Source organism: Bartonella sp. AU18XJBT, assembly GCF_028618595.1.
In the GTDB taxonomy this organism is placed as follows: Bacteria; Pseudomonadota; Alphaproteobacteria; order Rhizobiales; family Rhizobiaceae; genus Bartonella.
This window is the reverse complement of record NZ_JAQITE010000002.1, coordinates 110,751-127,507: the sequence shown is the minus strand read 5'-3', so window position 1 is coordinate 127,507 and position 16,757 is coordinate 110,751. Positions and strand designations below refer to the sequence as shown.

Below are 16,757 nucleotides of genomic sequence, written 5' to 3'. Positions count from 1 at the left end.
TTTCTTTTTACCGAAATCTGAATAACCGTATTCTGCATGTAATAAACTATCATCTGTTATTGCAAAATCAATGCCTGTGCAAACAGTGAAATCAAATGTTGCCTTTTTTAAAACCAAGCGCCATCAAAGTTTCATCTATTTATCAACATGATCTACTTTTGGTGCTTTAGCGATAGTATTTTGTATCTAAAATTAAGAAAAACAAAGGACTTATTCAAACACTCATAAAAAAAACTTTTAGATTCTTTGCGTAAATATCTTCATCATGACGCATCGGTTTAATTTATAAGGATAATTTATTGTTTTCATATTGAATGAAAAAACTAATACTGTAGGATTCTATCATTTAAAACCTGTTCCATGTTTTATTAATCAAAACCATATCTCTCGATAGCGGAAACAGTCTGCGGATAAAAACATTAAAAGAATTTTAAATGCCTCTTATGAACGCTTTTAACAGCCAAGGTCTGTCCACAACATTGGTGGCTGGCAAAGTTGTATGATGATGCTAGCTGGCTCTTTTGATTAAGAGTGTAAAGATAGTGGTGCTCTATAGATTTTATATTATTTCATTGGGAGGTTTTACCGTCTTATATCACTCACGGATACTGACATGAAGTGGGCTTGATGTACTTGGAAAAATATTTCTTTAAAACAAATGTGTGAATACACAACAACAAGTGTATTCCGTTTGGGGCGTTCTGTTTTGCATGAGGAGTGTGATCCCATAAAAAGAATGTAATAAACAAAAACGTAAGACAATGCGTCATCTTCATTTTCATTATTTAGAAGACATTGCTCTAAATACTTTTGAAAATCATAAAGCTAAATTAAAAGAAAATGGTAAAGTTGGAAACTGATTTCTATCTTTACATCTTCATATTCTTCCCCAATGAGACTGTATTTCCCAAAGCTTACTCCAACAGATATACACAATACGCTCGCTCTAATCTGGCATATGCAGAATAAAGTTAGTCACTGGTTATGATCTTTTCCTATTTCTGAGATTAATTGAATACTTTTCACTTAGGCGTAAAATGATAGCCATGATATAAGATTTTATGTAATCAGTCGCTATAAAATCCATATATACCACCAATTCGCCCTCTATAATATACAGATTTTTTCTTTAAAGTCTTATGACACAAAATGATGTCAATAAAAAATAGAAGGGATTAAGAGAGATAGAATAGTGAGCGAATAAAATAAAGGCCTCGTAAAACGAGGCCTTAGTATTTTTTATGCTTCTAATTTCATTTTTACGAAATTAGAATTTGTAAGCGACACCTACACGGAAGTCATTGGTTTTGTAATTGAATTCACGTGTATCGTTTGCGAATTTCTTTTTACCAAAATCAGAGTAACGGTATTCTGCACGTAAAAGAACATTGTCTGTCATTGCAAAGTCAACACCGCCGCCAATAGTAAAACCAACCATTGTCTTCGTTTCATCAGCCCAAGCACCACCAGTCAAATCTATATTTTGCTTATTTTCTACTGATGGCTCTTTTTCACCCCCATCAACTTTCTGCTCAACTTTAGCTCTCTTTCCTTTTCCTGCAACGGATTGAATGCCCTGCACCTGCGCATAGGCAATACCGCCAGCAACATAAGGCATAATACGGTCAACAGCAGCAAAACCGATACGGACGCGTGTAGCACCAGACCATTTTTCTTTGTAACTGTGCGTTTCTGTTACCTTGTCATCTTTTTGAAACTGTTGCTGACCTTTTAATTCAATCTTAGCTTTTTCAAGGGAAGCATTAAAATTTGCTGCATCTTTTTCAGTAAGAGTCAATTCACGGGCTTTTTTTGATTCTTCACGGCCTGCCCAAACTGCATCGGTTTCAACACCGAGAATGAGACCATTTCCGAGGTCTACGTTAGACCCTGCATAAATACCACCCATGAAACCAGAAGGACTAGGTGTGTTATCTTTTTTGAAAAGTTCTTTGTCTGCTCCTGGAATAGTTACTTTGGTTTTGCTCGAAAAGTTGCCAACTTGACCACCAAGATAAAAACCTGTCCAAGAAAATGAAGGGGCTGCTGCAATAACTGCAGGCGCAGCTTCATGAGGGATTATCACATCAGCAGCTTGTGCTGCAGAAGCTGAAATTAAAGTGGCAACAGACGTTGCTATTAAATATTTTGTATTCATAATTTTGCTCCTAAATTAACTATAAAATGACCTTACAAGATTATAGATAAAAAAGCTGTAGCAAAAATGTCACAGTCATACAAATAAAAACCCAGAAAACAGGGTTTTTTAAAAGTCAAGATCTCTTGAAAATTTAATTTTTTATTAATACTTTTTATTCATAATTGCGCTTTTGATAAAATTAAACCTTGTACGCGACACCTCTATGAAAGTCATTGCTTTTGTAGCCTAGTTTAAGATAACCCTTTTTTAATTCCTTCTTACCAAAGTCTAAATAACGGTATTCCGCACGAAGCAGAATATGATTTGTCATCGAAAAATCTATACCACCACCAAGAGTGAAAACCACCATCGCTGTTGTTTTATCAAATACCGTAGCAGAAACTGCTTTACTTGGTTTATCATTTGCCGATTTTTTTGTTCCTGAAATTTTACCAACACCCTGTATTTACGCATAAGCAATACTACCGGCAACATAAGGCATAATACGATCAGCGACGAAAAAGCCTACACGAACCCGTGTTTCACCAGACCTTTTTCCTTTTAAACCAATGCGACACACTGCTGTGTTACCCTTTTGAAACTTTTCATTTTCATCCAATGTAACACCAGCATCTTCAAATTCATCATTAAAATCATCAAATTTATCAATCGTAAGAATCTTTGAGACCGTCTTCGTCTCTCCTTGGTCTATCCAGACTACATCGGTTTTAACATCTAGAATGAGGACATTTCTAAGATCTACGTTGGAACCTAAATAAATACCACCTATGAAACCTGAAGGCTTAGGTAGTCCATCTTTATGAAGTTTTTTCTTTTGCTTCTAAATCAAATACATCAACTTTGACTTAAAAAGTTGCTAACTTGACTACCAAGATAAAAATCTATCCAAGAAAACGAAAGGGCTGTGATAACTGCTGGGGCTTTTTCACGAAGAACGATAATATCAGCAGCTTGTGCCGCAGAAGCTGCTATCATAGCGATAATAGAAGTTGTGACTAAAGATTTTGTATTCATAAACTTTGCTCCTAATTTATTTATGAGCACGGTGTTATAAGATTAAGCGAAGAAACACTGTAGTCAACATGATACAATCATAGGAAGCGAAAGATGACGCAAGATAAAATCATTTTATAACTTCACTTTTCGCAAGAAGTTGTAAGTTATAAGTACGTATAAGCCTTTGATTTTACTGCGTAATTATTTTCTGGCGTTTATAAAAATCTTTTTAAGGAAGTCTGAATAATATCTTTTCCAGCCCCAACAAATATAGGGTATGTAATATATAACAACAGAAAATAATAGAGGCTCTGTCTTTGACAGAGCCTCTTGGAAGTTTATTTCGTTTTTTACGAAATTAGAATTTGTATGCAACGCCAACGCGGAAATCATTGACTCTGTATTGAAGTTCAGCTGTGTCTTTAAAGTATTTCTTTTTACCGTAGTCTGAGTAACGGTATTCTGCACGCAACAGAACATTGTCTGTCATTGCGAAGTCAACACCAGCACCAAGGGTGAAACCAACAAGGGTCTTTGTTTCATCATATACGTTACCAGAAGCAACCAATTTACCAGAATCAGCAGAAGTATCAACAGCTTTTTTCACTTCAATTGCGGAAATTCCTTGCATTTGCGTATAAGCAACACCACCAGCGATATAAGGCATGATACGATCAGCAGCAAAACCAATGCGAACGCGTGTAGCACCAGACCACTTTTCTTTAATAGTAATACTTTCGGTGTATGCATCTCCGTTTGCAACTCTTAGACCATCTTTCACTGGAATCTTAGCGTCTGTAAGGATTTTAGTAATACCTTCAGCAGTTTTATTTTGTCCTCCAACCCTATGTTCACCGTAATTAACTGTGTCTTTTTTACCAACAAAAGAGACATCTGTATCCAAGCCAAAGACTACACCACTGCCGAGATCAATATTGTAACCTGTGTATAGACCACCGATCATACCTGAAAACTTAAAATCGTTTGAAAAGTTATCAGATTTTATTGAACGACCACCGATCTGAGCACCAAGATAAAAACCTGTCCAAGAATAGGCAGGGGCTGCTGTGATGACTGCTGGGGCTGTTTCACGAGGGATGACAACATCAGCAGCTTGTGCTGCAGAAGCTGCCGCTATAGCGATAACAGAAGTTGTTACTAAAGATTTTATATTCATAAACTTTGCTCCTAATTTATTTATGAGCACAGTGCTACAAGATTACAGAAAGAAAAGCTGTAGTAAAAATGATACAGTCACAGAAAATGGAGAACATACCCAAGACAAAATCGCTTTATAGCCTGGTTTTGCGCAAGAAATTACAAACTGTATATATAAATAACTTATTGATCTTAAATGTAATTATTGTTTATTGCTTATGAAAATCTTTTTTAATAAAATCTGAATAATATCTTTCCACATCCACAATAAATTATGTATTATGTGATAATATAACAACAAACAACAGAGGCTCTATCTTTGACAGAGCCTCTGTTATTTTACTTACCATCTTTTAAAATTTGTAAGCAACACCAACTCGGAAGTCATTGGTTTTGTAAGAAGTCTCATATTTATCATTTGAGAATTTCTTTTTTCCAAAATCAGAGTAACGATATTCCGCACGGACAATAACGTTATTGGTCATTGCTAAATCAACACCAGCACCAAGGGTGTAACCAACAAGGGTCTTTGTTTCATCAGACAAGGTACCAGAAGCTATTACTTTATCTGAATCTTTCCCTGTTATTGAAATCGATGCACTATCTTGAAGCTGTGTATAAGCGATACCACCAGCGACATAAGGCATAATGCGTTCAGCTGCAAAACCAATACGTACACGTGTCGCACCAGCCCACTTTTCTTTAAAAGTGAAACTGTGGGTTCGTTTAGCACCAGCTTCAAGCGCATCTTTACCAATATTAATTCCAGATTCTGTTAATATCTTCTTAATATAATTGATGTGATTTGGAGCAATAACATATGTGTTTCCTGTTTTCGTGTCATCTTTATTAGACCACATGAAATCTGTATCAACACCTAAAATAAGGCCATTACCGAGATCAATGTTGGAACCTGCGTAAAGACCACCCATGAAACCAGATAGTTTAGGCAAAAGATCATCAGGCGCTGGAATCTTTTTTCCGTTACTGAGGATATCCATTTTCGTTTTACCCGAAAAACCACCAATCTGGCCCCCAACATAAAAACCTGTCCAAGAAAAAGTTGGAGCAACAATAACGGGAGCAACAGGTGTTGGACTAGGGGGAACAATAACATCTGCTGCTTGTGCTGCTGAAGCTGAAACAAAAGCGAAAGCAGAAGCTGTTATTAACCATTTCATATTCATATTTTCTCTCCATAGCTGAATATTTATTTGAACACATCATTCCATATAGAGCCCAAACTTCAGATATCTGTAGCAAAAATGATACACTTATCAAAAAAACAAAAAAAACAATGAAAGCACCTTGGATTGCTTGATCTGTAATATCCGTAATAAATAAGACTTAAACTATGCCAATGCACAAATGATCTCTTTTCCCCACATTTGCTCTTCTTTATGAATTTTTCAAAAAAATCTGCGTCACAATACCCTTCGTGTAAAGCGCGTGCTATTAGCATGAAAATATAATGTATTGATTATAATGAAAAAATATCTTTTATATTCATTCATTTGCAATATTGAAGATGCTCTTATCTTAAGCCTTTTTATATTAAAGAAACCAAAACTGCCCCCTGCACCTCACAAACGAGTAAGTGTGTGTGGATAAATAAAACTATTTAAAAGCTGAAATGCTTCCTATCAATATTGAGAGTAACTAAATGTAACCGTTCTATTTAAATTCATACAAATAACGTTTTTACCTTTATTCTTAACATGCCCAAAAGTGAAAGCTATGTATTTGTTTTTTCATCATTGTAAAGAACGCTTGTACCACATAGAACAAGATCTCCACTACCCCATGGACTGCAACAAGATTACATGCAATTTCATCACGCTTGCTCTTTGTTTACAATTTAGGCATCTATGGTTTTTTGACATACTTACTATTTTTTTCTTCTCTCAACTTATAGTAAAATCTTTTTCAGAGCTTCAGCCTTATTTGTAGGTTATCATTTCATACCCCTTTACAAGACTAAATTGAAAAAATGCCTAAAGACAGACAACCGGTATGATAAACATTAAAACTTATATAGAAATCTCCTTAAAGCTGAAAAAATGAGAAATCTTTCTTAAAGTTTTCAAACCAAACTTTGCTTTGAAAGTCATTTTGAGCAAACAATTTGGCAGAAAAAATATCTGATATTTTGAATCATAGACAAATAAAGAATATTTTATAAATTCTGTAGTCGAACAATATATTAATGTATGACATAATTCATCATTTCGCATATTGGATAAGAAACCCGAATATCGTAAGATTCTCTCATTCCAAACCGGTTGCATGTTGCAATCAATCGAAACAATTCCCTTGCACATTACAAGCAGGAAAAGCCGTGTGGATAAAAACTGTACAAGAAAGGATTAAAAACGCCTCCTTATGAATCGTCTCACATACCAAAGTCTGTCACAAAATTGAGAGCTAGCAAAGTGTGTGATAAATGCTAGCTTTCCCTTTCATAAGCATAAAGATAGTATTACTCAATGAATTTACCATTATACCCTTCGTAAATGGCGTCACGAAATGGGCTGGGGAGCATTGAGAAATATTTCTTTAAAACAAGCGCACATAAGTATGCAACTCAATGACGTTTTATTTTTCGAAACACACTAAGGCCAAAAATTTCACATTAAAATAAATACCTGGTTTTCTCCTTAATTTGGATGAAGCATTCTATCAGACCCTGTCTGCAAATAGTCCAGATTTTTGTCGAGTGGATTTCATTTAGCTTCCCATTCATGTAATTCACTTAACTAAAGGCTCTCTCTGGACAAGCCCTACTCTAAAATACTTATCAAGATGTTTTATATGCCTTATATAATCATACTTAAAATGACGGTATTTACGGCATAACAAAATAGCCCCAAGTCTCTAGGCTATATTCATCTAAACCTATCAATTTTGTAATGACTGATTGCTATTATACAGTGTTACTCTTTCACTAAAATCTTCCTGCTTATATCTACAGTACTCTTCATTCTCACCGTACACAATTACAACACCCTTTTAACAAATGGCTCCACTCTGTTTTCAAGTGATAATACCTCCTTTCTTCAATTTTCAAGCATACGTTACAACTCTCAATGTTGTTTTCTCACTTTTTAAAAACTCATTGGACTTCGTGAAAATAGAGTTGGCCGTCCTCTTTTCCCTAGTCCTTTTTTAGGATTATATCCTCTTTTTTTACCAGAATGTGACACAGGTACTAACTTAGCTGCTGTTATGCATTCACTGTTATTTGTGCAAGAAAGTTCTATTTGAAAAACTTCAGATAAGACCCTGTGAAGCTGTTCACCAGAAAAAAGACCTCTTGAAGGAATAGCTGAAGATGCTCTCTGTATAAGGTTTTGAGCCGCTAAAAAACTCGCACCCTGAGTGATAGAGATTGAAGCAAAAGTAGCAAAAGCTGTAATAAAATATTTTATATTCATAAATTTAACCTCATTAATATCCATAATGGATTTTATCTAGTGCCTTCATTGCAAATTTCTAGAGAAAAATAATATGTTTATAGATAAAAAGCGAAAATCCTTAAAAATAAAGCTTTGGAGCATTTTTATTTTAAAATAAAAGCAAATTGCCCTGCGCTGCCAACATAAAAATCACTTATTGAGTAATAAATAAAGACACGAACTATCGTCTAAAAATAATAAACTATACGAACTTCACGACAACATATTGATTTATAAATATAATTTGTATTTCTTCACACAAAATGAGCCTCTCAAATATCAGAATATTCTCTCATTTCAAACTTTTTCATTATACATGAAGAAAATTTATTCGCTTCCACATCATAAATGAGATTTGTATATGGATAAGACTCTTAAAAAAAGGGGGGATTCTTACGAATCTGTTGAAATGCAAAAGCTATTGCGGCATTTTGACTTAGTAAAGAAAACTCTTGCTGACTTGTTTCTAACTCACTTTTCTAGGAGTTGCTCTTTGCATTATTCAGTACAATCGTAGTTATCTTTATACATTAATCATATAATATATTGATTTATAATGATCCTTTAACGTTATTCATATGGAATGAGAACCCTGAATACCGTAAGATTCTCTTATTCCAAATCTTTTTCATGTTGAATCGATCAAAATCATTTGTTTGCACATTACAAGTGTGGATAAAAAAGACTAAAAATGCCTTTTATAAACCGTCTCAAGTACCAAGGGGCTACCCAATATTGGGAGTTGGCACCAGTTGTGTGATAGTAGCGGCTTATTACTCCATAAGCGTAAAAATGGGAGTGCTCAACGAATTTTATATCATATTTTGTGGCTTTATCATTATACCATTCACTAAGCCCCACCGTAAAATGGGCTTGGGTGTTGGTTTCTTTAAAAAAGCACAGAATTAGCAGCACAAATATACTCCGTTTAGGGCGTTCTGTTTTACATGAAGAACGTAAATCCATTAAAAAACGTGAGAAACAAAAGCGTGAGGCAATGCATAATCTCTATTATTTAACAGACATTGCTTTATATACTTTTGAAAGTCGTAAAGCAGAATTAAAAATAATGGTAAAGATGAGGTTTGGTCTTTACATTTACGACTTCATATTCTCCCCTAATTAGGCTGCATACCGGTTTCAGAGATTTAAGTCTTCCAACCTACCGTATGTTTCCAGCCTCTCCTCAAATTTTTTTTTAAACAAAAGCTATTATGGAAATAAAAAATATGAATTCGCAAAAGTACTTTGATTACCTAAACTTCAAATGAAATAGCACTTAAGAAGTTATTATAACTCTTATCAAAAAATGAGAGGATAAAATGCCTATAATGTACAAGCATTTTGTCCTCTCACATCAATAATTAACTCCATTTAAAAGCCAATTTTTAAAGTTAGCTATGCGCAAAAATATCCACTTCCGCCCATCCTAAAAGGTCAAGCCTAGCTCTCATAGGCAAAAATTGAAAACACGCCTTGGCAACACTTTCTCGTTCTTCACGTCTCAAACGTTCTTCAAATATAACTTTTAAACGATGCAAATATAACACATCCGACGCAGCATATTCAATTTGTGCCTGTGATAACGTTTCTGCCGCCCAATCCGAAGATTGTTGCTGTTTAGAAATATTCACATTTAGCAATTCATTACAAATTTCTTTCAAGCCATGGCGATCCGTATAAGTACGCGTGAGTTTAGAAGCGATCTTTGTACAAAAAACAGCCTCTGGCATAATACCAAATGTATGCGCTAAAATAGCAAGATCAAAACGCCCAAAATGGAATATTTTTACGACTGCATTATTTTCAAGAAGCTTGACTAGATTAGGTGCATTCTTTTGTCCTTTAGCAATCTGTATAATATCGGCAGTACCATCTCCAGAAGAAAGCTGAACAACACATAAACGATCACGATGCGGTTGTAACCCTAAAGTTTCGGTATCAATCGCAATGGCATCAGTTTTATAATTGTCTAAGTTTGGTAAATCACCTTGATGAACGCGAATCTCAGCCATTTACCCTCCTACTTGCTAAAGCAGCAAGAATACGCGCCCAAGACCGCTGCCCCTTATGAAACGATTTTAAATTATACTTTTCATTAGGAGAATGAATACGGTCATCAGCCAATCCAAAACCAACCAAAAGAGTTTCCATACCAAGAATTGACCGAAAATCTGCTACAATTGGGATCGAGCCCCCCATGGCTGTCAAGACAGCAGGCACTTCCCACTCTTGTGATAAGGCATCCTTCGCCTCCTTGATAAAAGATGAATCATCAGAAATCTGAAGTGCCGGAGAAGAACCGTGATTCTTAAATTCAACCTTACAATCAGCAGGAATTGAACTACGTACATAATCACGCAACGCTTGGCGTATTTTCTCTGGATCTTGCTTATGCACCAAACGACACGATACTTTTGCACTCGCTTGAGAAGCAATAACCGTTTTCATCCCTTCCCCTTCATAGCCGCCACTAATACCATTAATTTCCATGGTAGGACGTGCCCATACAAGCTCTAAAATGCTCCGCCCTTTTTCACCAGCTGGAACGGAAAGTCCTATAGGATCAAGAAAATTTTCAGCAGTACAATTAAGAGCATTCCATGATTGTAAAATATGGGAAGGTGTTTCTTCTACACCATCATAAAAACCAGGAAGTGTTACCCTATTATTTTCATCGTGAAGTCCTGCTAAGATTTTCGTTAAAATACGAATGGGATTAGCTGCTACTCCTCCAAAATAACCAGAATGCAAATCACGATCAGCTGCTGTGATAATAATCTCTTCTGCCATAATTCCCCGAAGAGAAAGAGCAATAGATGGTGTATCCGCATCCCACATTGACGTGTCACAAACCAATGCATAATCTGCCTTAAGTTCATCTTTATTTTCTTTTAAAAAAGGAATAAGGGAAGGAGAAGCGCATTCTTCCTCACCTTCACATAAAATAGTAACCTTAACAGGAAGCTGCCCTGTTGCTTTCTTAAATGCACGACATGCTTCAATAAAAGTCATCAACTGACCTTTGTCATCTGAAGCTCCACGAGCACAAATAACTTTCTCTCCATCTCTCTCTTTTAATGAAGGTGTAAATGGATCATCCTCCCATAAACTCAATGGATCAACAGGTTGAACATCATAATGTCCGTAAAACAACACATGCAAACAATCATCTGAAGGTCCTGGATGATGCCCAACAACCATTGGATGACCCGGTGTATCACGTCGTGAAGCCTCAAAACCGATGCTTTTTAAATCCTCTACTAACCAATCAGCTGCTTTGCGACATGCATCCTTGTAGGCCGAATCTGTAGAAATCGATTGAAAACGTAAAAGAGAAAAAAGGCGTTCAAGGCTCTTTTCTATATTTCCATCAAGATGTGTTAGTACTTTATTCAGCATAAAAAACCCCTTAAGCCTTGTGTAATTATATTATAGATACGATGACTTTAAGCCTCTTGTAAGATTTTGCAAGACACCTTATTCATTTTTGGCATTGTGAGCAGTAAAAACTTGAACGTCCAGCCTGTAAAATACGCACAATAGGCGTTCCACATTCCAAACATTGCTTGCCTTCTCGTCCATAAACTGAAAAAGCATGTTGAAAATAACCAAGTGAACCATCTATATGCATATAATCACGTAGAGAAGAGCCACCAGATAAAATGGCTTCAGAAATCACATTGCGTATATTTTGTGCTAAAGAATCTGCAAATTCACATGCACGCACCGTTTTTGATGCCAATGTAAATGCACCACGTTGTGGAGACAAACGACTCCGCCAAAGTGCTTCACAAACATAAATATTCCCAAGACCTGCAACAATAGACTGATCAAGTAAAACGCTCTTAAGAGACATTCTTTTATTAACAAAAGCCTTTTGTAAATAACGACCAGAAAACGAATTACTCATAGGTTCAAGCCCTAGCTTATTTAAAAGTTGGTGTTCATAAAGCTTGTCCGTATTGACTAACAGCATAAATCCAAAGCGACGCACATCATTATAAATAAGATGATAAACTTCACCATCCCTTGTTTGAATACCCATGACAAAATGATCATGCTTAATCAATTTACTTGTCGTTCTTAAAAGATCGTTCTCTATACGCCATGAACCAGACATTCCTAAATGACTTAAAATCGTTTCATTCTGAGAAAGATGAAATAATAAATATTTCGCACGCCGACCAAGTTCTATAATTGTTCTGCCAATAAGGCGCTCAGAAAAAGCCTCAGGAAAAGGAAAGCGTAAATCTCTACGATTAAGTTTGACAGATACTATCTTTGCATCAGTTACAACAGGCTCAAGTCCACGACGAACTGTCTCTACTTCAGGAAGTTCAGGCATCTCTCTTCTTTAATAATTATACACTTTCCAATTGTATCAACAATAAATTGACTTCTTTTCTCCCCTCAAAGAACAAAGACTTTCTCTACATCTGTTCTATAAACGACTTAAATTCTTGATGAGTGGATTTCACTTAGCTTCTTACTCATGTGAGTCACTTAATTAAAGGCTTTATAACCAAACCCTGCCTTGAATATTCACTAGGCATTCTAAAATACTTAACGTATCAATGAGGCTTACACCCCATCCTACCTCAAATGACGATATTTGAGGGCATAGCAGGATTAAGCCCACTCACCCTTACGAAATACAGGAACTCTTACACTATCTTGGGTAATGCCATCTATATCAATTTCGCCAGAACCAATCATCCAATCAATATGAATGACACTTTTATTACCACCACGTGCTGCAATCTCTTCTGACGTCAATGATGCCCCATCTAAAAAACATTTGGAATAACACTGTCCTAAAGCAATATGACATGCAGCATTTTCATCAAATAAGGTATTATAAAAAAGGAGGTCACTCTTAGAAATTGGTGAAGAATGGGGCACAAGAGCAACTTCGCCCAATCGACTTGCACCCTCATCGCTTTGCAAAACCTGTTGCAAAACTTCCTGCCCCGTTGATGCACGGGATTCAACAATACGCCCTGCTGCAAAACGTACTTCAATATTATCAATCAGTGTTCCTTGATAGGAAAGTGGCTTTGTTGAGCGAACAAAACCTTCAACCTTATGAGCATGAGGAGTCGTGAAAACTTCTTCTGTCGGAATATTCGGATTGCAAATAACACCATTTTGAGCAACGGATGCACCACCATGCCATTCATGATCGTCTGCCAAACCAACAGTTAAATCAGTCCCTGGTCCTGTAAAGTGTAAAGCAGAAAAACGCTGCTCATTAAGCCAAGATGACCGTTTCTTTAAATTCTCGTTATGGACAAACCACGCATGTATCGGATTTTCTTCTGTAACACGTGAAGCAGAAAAAATTGCATCGGCTAATTTTTTAAGCGCCTCATTCAGTGGTAAAGAAGGAAATATTGCCTCAGCCCATCCTGCTGTTGGATAAGCAACAATTGACCAATTTATAGCAAAATTCGATATTTTTTTGAGAGCAGGCTGGTAAGCTAGTGAAGTCGCCTTATTCAAACGCGCAACCTTATCAAAATCTTGATTGGAAAGGAGCAAAGGATTATCACCAACAATCGCTAAACGCGCTGCCCCATTTTCAAAAGCCTTCGCCATTCCCTCATAAAGCCAAGAAGGAGCACAATCAAAACTAGTTGTATGAGCATTTTCAAAACGTGTAAGCGATAACATATCATCACTAAAAATTGGTGTAATGACACCAGCACCAACCTTATAAGCATGATATGCAATACGCCGAACAAAAGGTAATGCTGAAACTGGAGCAGTCAAAACAAGATCTTGCCCCTCTTGTAAATTCAACCCCACTTTTACTGTAATTTCTGCAAGACGATTAAGCATTTCAGGCGAAATTGTCTCATGAATATCAAAGTACATTACCAATACCCTTCTTTAAATAAAATGCGTTCTTTACGTCGTCATATTATAAATTGTTTTTCAGATCCTTTGAGTTCACTTTCTCTACGTATATTTATGCAGATCATTACCGCTAAAAGGTTCACTTAATTGATAAACCGCAATGGGTGTATAACCCTTTTGGTCGTAAAAAACTTACCAGTTTCTGTGTCGTTTTTCTAACATTGCAACAATTGCATTTAACTGATCTGATGAAGGCAAAGCCATAATCGTTGTATTTTCCTCTTTCCTAGCTAGATTTTGAGGTACAGAGGCAGGAATAGGAACTTTATCAAGCTGTACCATAGCAAAAGACGCAGGATGTGCCGTTTTGGACTGTGCTACTTCTATCGAAGGAGATGCTCTTTTCTCTGCCTTTTCTCCTCTACTTTCTAAGCCTTCATCTATAAAGCTTGGCGCATGACCAGAACGTTCTTGAGCAAAAGCATAAGCAACATCATAAGGGCGATTATTTGTAGGAACTTGAAGTTCCCCATCACGTGATCGTTTTTCATAAAAAGCATTTCCCCCTGCAACCTGAACATAATGCATGTTTTTATACGGAAAAGACAAACCAGCGGTATGAAAAAACTTAGCGTGTCTAACTTTTTTATCTCGCTCACCCCGTAAAACAGCATCAGCCGCCTCTCTTACACGAGCAACAGATGCTTTCTCCGTCATAGGACGCGTTAAAACACCAGGAGCAAATTGCCTATATTGACCAACAACACCACAAATCGTCTTAGGATAGGCGGTTGAATTAACACGATTCATAACAACCGTCCCAACGGCAATCATTCCTTCACGGCTTGTGCGATTTGATTCAAAATACATCGCTCGCATAAGACATTGACGCTCTGTCAATGGATACGTAATTGTTTTTGTCTTATCATTACTTACTTTGCCAGTCTCTAAATGATTTGAAGCACATCCCACAACAATTAACGGCGCTACACAACAGGTAACAAAAACATTCCAACGATTTTTTTTCATCTTATGCAACACATTCCTATAATCTCTGAGCTATTCAAGTTTTGAAATGAGCTTTAAATGTATCTCTCAATAAAGTACATAGTTAATTGTTACCACTTAGTAAAATTTTAATACAAGAGGTAATCAAAAAGTATTTATGCAAAATAAAAAATAAAAAACTCTTAATTTACAGATTAATATTGTTATTCTTCATGGTCCAATATAGGCCATAATAACCCACACATTCCAATGACAATAAAGTAACACTATCCACTTTTTCTACATACGAAAAAATTTGGATACCAAAACTCTTTGCATCGATATTAAAAAAAACAATACAGATATCCCCTTTAATATAAAATTTTCACAAAATGATCTGAAAGGAAATTCCCCTAAAAAACTCCCCTCCTGCCACAATACGGGTAATGATATCATCTAGTATACAAATATGTCAAACCAAGAGTTAGCAATCTGCCATGCTTCTCTGAAAAAACTCTTCGTTGCTTCTTTGTGCTTTTCCATAAGATGGTTATCTTATTCTTTCTATAGCTGCACTGTAGAAAATACTCATATATCTACAAACTGATTTTATATATATAAGAAAAATTTTAATCTATTTTCTTCTCACCTACCCCAACTTTATAAGTAAGGTCATCGCGAGGACGATCAGAAGACATATGGTAACCCGTTATGATATAATGCAGCATTTCAGCAATATTCGTAACATGATCACCAATTCGTTCAATATTCTTTAAACAAAACAGTAAGTGCGTACAAGCCGTAATATTGCGCATATCTTCCATCATATACGTCAAAAGTTCACGAAAAAGAGAAGTATACAAAGCGTCAATCTTCTCATCACGCTCACGCACAGCGTCAACACGCTCTAATAGGCGACTCGTATAAGCATTTAAGACTTCTTTTAATTGATTGAGCGCTAAAGCTGTAATTGTTTCAAGCCCATGATAAACAGAAGCAGATTGGCGTATTTCTGAAAGTGCAACAGTCCTTTTAGCAATGTTTTTGGCCATATCCCCAATCCGCTCCAGATCAGAAGAAATACGAATGGCTCCAATAATTTCACGCAAATCAACAGCCATCGGTTGGCGTTTGCAAATAATAGCAACCGCTTTTTCATCAATGTCACGTTCTGCTTCATCTAAAAACACATCATCGGCAATCACTGTCGTTGCAAGTTGAAGATCACTACACACAACCGATGCGACAGAACGTTCAATCATCCTTTCTGCATGGCTCCCCATTTCTGTAATCCTTGCTTTTAAATATTTTAGTTCTGCATCATAAGAACGGACAGTATGGTTCATAGACATATCTTACACTCCTCAATTCACCTATCCAAAACGCCCCGTAATATAATCTTGCGTCCGTTGCTCTTTTGGTGAGGTAAAGATCATTTCAGTCGCACCAACTTCTACTAAATGCCCTAAATGAAACATAGCCGTATATTGAGAAACACGTGCGGCCTGTTGCATGGAATGCGTTACGATAACAATTGTATAATTTTGCCGTAATGCATCGATAAGCTCTTCAATCCGTGCCGTCGCAATGGGATCAAGAGCTGAACAGGGCTCATCCATCAAAATAACTTCAGGACTAACTGCAATAGCACGCGCAATACACAAACGCTGTTGTTGCCCCCCTGATAAACTGGTTCCAAGATCATGAAGACGGTCTTTTACTTCTTCAAACAAACCTGCCTGCCTCAAACTCTTTTCAACTACATCATGCAATTCAGAGCGCGTTTTAACTAAACCATGAATGCGTGGGCCATACGCAACATTCTCAAATATAGATTTTGGAAAAGGACTGGGCTTTTGAAAAACCATTCCAACACGGGCGCGCAATTCTACAACATCAATCCTCTGGTCATAAATATTCTCCCCATCTAAGGTAATAAGACCGGTTGTTTTAGCGCCCTCAATCGTATCATTCATACGGTTAAAACAACGCAAAAAAGTCGACTTTCCGCATCCTGATGGACCAATCAGAGCTGTTACTTTATGTTCAGGAATATCAAGCGTAATACCATGGAGTGCTTCTTTGTCTCCATAAGAAACCTTCACATCCTGACCTCGCATTTTAATCTTCATTACAAA

General features: G+C 36.4%; 14 protein-coding genes and 1 pseudogene. 1 reads left to right on the top strand and 14 read right to left on the bottom strand.

The features are described 5' to 3' along the window. Nucleotides 1-1,267 precede the first annotated feature (1,267 nt). The 7 genes from PVV60_RS01410 to PVV60_RS01380 form a co-directional block, all read right to left on the bottom strand. On the bottom strand, nucleotides 1,268-2,158 hold the full coding sequence (locus PVV60_RS01410; RefSeq protein ID WP_273722588.1) for an outer membrane protein: 891 nt from the start codon (nucleotides 2,156-2,158) through the stop codon (nucleotides 1,268-1,270). Nucleotides 2,159-2,339: 181 nt separating this feature from the next. Next, on the bottom strand, nucleotides 2,340-2,510 hold the full coding sequence (locus PVV60_RS01405; RefSeq protein ID WP_273722587.1) for an outer membrane protein: 171 nt from the start codon (nucleotides 2,508-2,510) through the stop codon (nucleotides 2,340-2,342). A 96-nt stretch (nucleotides 2,511-2,606) separates the two neighbouring features. Continuing rightward, nucleotides 2,607-2,759, bottom strand: a complete 153-nt coding sequence (locus PVV60_RS01400; RefSeq protein ID WP_273722586.1) for a hypothetical protein — start codon at nucleotides 2,757-2,759, stop codon at nucleotides 2,607-2,609. Nucleotides 2,760-2,995: 236 nt separating this feature from the next. Beyond that, complete coding sequence (locus PVV60_RS01395) at nucleotides 2,996-3,175, bottom strand: hypothetical protein (RefSeq protein WP_273722585.1); 180 nt, start codon at nucleotides 3,173-3,175, stop codon at nucleotides 2,996-2,998. Nucleotides 3,176-3,515: 340 nt separating this feature from the next. Further along, entirely contained in the window at nucleotides 3,516-4,334 is an 819-nt protein-coding gene (locus PVV60_RS01390) for an outer membrane protein (protein ID WP_273722584.1), read from the bottom strand. Between the two features lie 334 nt (nucleotides 4,335-4,668). After that, a complete protein-coding gene (locus PVV60_RS01385) occupies nucleotides 4,669-5,502 on the bottom strand; it encodes an outer membrane protein (RefSeq protein ID WP_273722583.1) in 834 nt (277 codons plus the stop codon). 1,917 nt (nucleotides 5,503-7,419) lie between these two features. Next, the gene (locus PVV60_RS01380; RefSeq protein ID WP_273722582.1) at nucleotides 7,420-7,749 is read right to left on the bottom strand and encodes a hypothetical protein; all 330 of its coding nucleotides are present in this window, start codon (nucleotides 7,747-7,749) and stop codon (nucleotides 7,420-7,422) included. Between the two features lie 755 nt (nucleotides 7,750-8,504). Here PVV60_RS01380 and PVV60_RS01375 point away from each other — a divergent pair. After that, a pseudogene (locus PVV60_RS01375) lies at nucleotides 8,505-8,889 on the top strand (hypothetical protein); the annotation flags it as partial. Nucleotides 8,890-9,164: 275 nt separating this feature from the next. On the opposite strand, the gene PVV60_RS01370 reads toward PVV60_RS01375, so the two are convergent. The 7 genes from PVV60_RS01370 to pstB all read right to left on the bottom strand — a co-directional run bounded on the left by PVV60_RS01370 (nucleotide 9,165) and on the right by pstB (nucleotide 16,751). Beyond that, nucleotides 9,165-9,785, bottom strand: coding sequence for a ribonuclease D (locus PVV60_RS01370; protein WP_273722581.1), 621 nt, complete (start codon nucleotides 9,783-9,785; stop codon nucleotides 9,165-9,167). Then, on the bottom strand, nucleotides 9,778-11,172 hold the full coding sequence (locus PVV60_RS01365; protein ID WP_273722580.1) for a M20/M25/M40 family metallo-hydrolase: 1,395 nt from the start codon (nucleotides 11,170-11,172) through the stop codon (nucleotides 9,778-9,780). Before PVV60_RS01365 ends, PVV60_RS01370 begins: the two co-directional genes overlap by 8 nt. Before the next feature lie 82 nt (nucleotides 11,173-11,254). Further along, entirely contained in the window at nucleotides 11,255-12,118 is an 864-nt protein-coding gene (mutM, locus tag PVV60_RS01360; protein WP_273722579.1) for a bifunctional DNA-formamidopyrimidine glycosylase/DNA-(apurinic or apyrimidinic site) lyase, read from the bottom strand. A gap of 284 nt (nucleotides 12,119-12,402) precedes the next feature. Then, entirely contained in the window at nucleotides 12,403-13,650 is a 1,248-nt protein-coding gene (locus PVV60_RS01355) for an aminopeptidase (protein WP_273722578.1), read from the bottom strand. A 174-nt stretch (nucleotides 13,651-13,824) separates the two neighbouring features. Next, nucleotides 13,825-14,661, bottom strand: a complete 837-nt coding sequence (locus PVV60_RS01350; RefSeq protein ID WP_273722577.1) for a cell wall hydrolase — start codon at nucleotides 14,659-14,661, stop codon at nucleotides 13,825-13,827. A gap of 587 nt (nucleotides 14,662-15,248) precedes the next feature. Then, nucleotides 15,249-15,971, bottom strand: a complete 723-nt coding sequence (phoU, locus tag PVV60_RS01345) for a phosphate signaling complex protein PhoU (protein WP_273722576.1) — start codon at nucleotides 15,969-15,971, stop codon at nucleotides 15,249-15,251. Between the two features lie 21 nt (nucleotides 15,972-15,992). Next, nucleotides 15,993-16,751 (bottom strand): phosphate ABC transporter ATP-binding protein PstB, encoded by a 759-nt coding sequence (pstB, locus tag PVV60_RS01340; RefSeq protein ID WP_273722575.1) that lies wholly within the window; start codon nucleotides 16,749-16,751, stop codon nucleotides 15,993-15,995. Between the last annotated feature and the right edge of the window lie 6 nt (nucleotides 16,752-16,757).

What these genes read in the sequence shown, in the direction of transcription:
- pstB (WP_273722575.1), bottom strand. Translation starts at nt 16,751, where the DNA reads ATGAAGATTAAAATGCGAGGTCAGGATGTGAAGGTTTCTTATGGAGAC.
- PVV60_RS01385 (WP_273722583.1), bottom strand. Translation starts at nt 5,502, where the DNA reads ATGAATATGAAATGGTTAATAACAGCTTCTGCTTTCGCTTTTGTTTCA.
- PVV60_RS01410 (WP_273722588.1), bottom strand. Translation starts at nt 2,158, where the DNA reads ATGAATACAAAATATTTAATAGCAACGTCTGTTGCCACTTTAATTTCA.
- PVV60_RS01395 (WP_273722585.1), bottom strand. Translation starts at nt 3,175, where the DNA reads ATGAATACAAAATCTTTAGTCACAACTTCTATTATCGCTATGATAGCA.
- phoU (WP_273722576.1), bottom strand. Translation starts at nt 15,971, where the DNA reads ATGTCTATGAACCATACTGTCCGTTCTTATGATGCAGAACTAAAATAT.
- PVV60_RS01365 (WP_273722580.1), bottom strand. Translation starts at nt 11,172, where the DNA reads ATGCTGAATAAAGTACTAACACATCTTGATGGAAATATAGAAAAGAGC.
- PVV60_RS01370 (WP_273722581.1), bottom strand. Translation starts at nt 9,785, where the DNA reads ATGGCTGAGATTCGCGTTCATCAAGGTGATTTACCAAACTTAGACAAT.
- PVV60_RS01380 (WP_273722582.1), bottom strand. Translation starts at nt 7,749, where the DNA reads ATGAATATAAAATATTTTATTACAGCTTTTGCTACTTTTGCTTCAATC.
- PVV60_RS01355 (WP_273722578.1), bottom strand. Translation starts at nt 13,650, where the DNA reads ATGTACTTTGATATTCATGAGACAATTTCGCCTGAAATGCTTAATCGT.
- PVV60_RS01405 (WP_273722587.1), bottom strand. Translation starts at nt 2,510, where the DNA reads ATGGTGGTTTTCACTCTTGGTGGTGGTATAGATTTTTCGATGACAAAT.
- mutM (WP_273722579.1), bottom strand. Translation starts at nt 12,118, where the DNA reads ATGCCTGAACTTCCTGAAGTAGAGACAGTTCGTCGTGGACTTGAGCCT.
- PVV60_RS01350 (WP_273722577.1), bottom strand. Translation starts at nt 14,661, where the DNA reads ATGAAAAAAAATCGTTGGAATGTTTTTGTTACCTGTTGTGTAGCGCCG.
- PVV60_RS01390 (WP_273722584.1), bottom strand. Translation starts at nt 4,334, where the DNA reads ATGAATATAAAATCTTTAGTAACAACTTCTGTTATCGCTATAGCGGCA.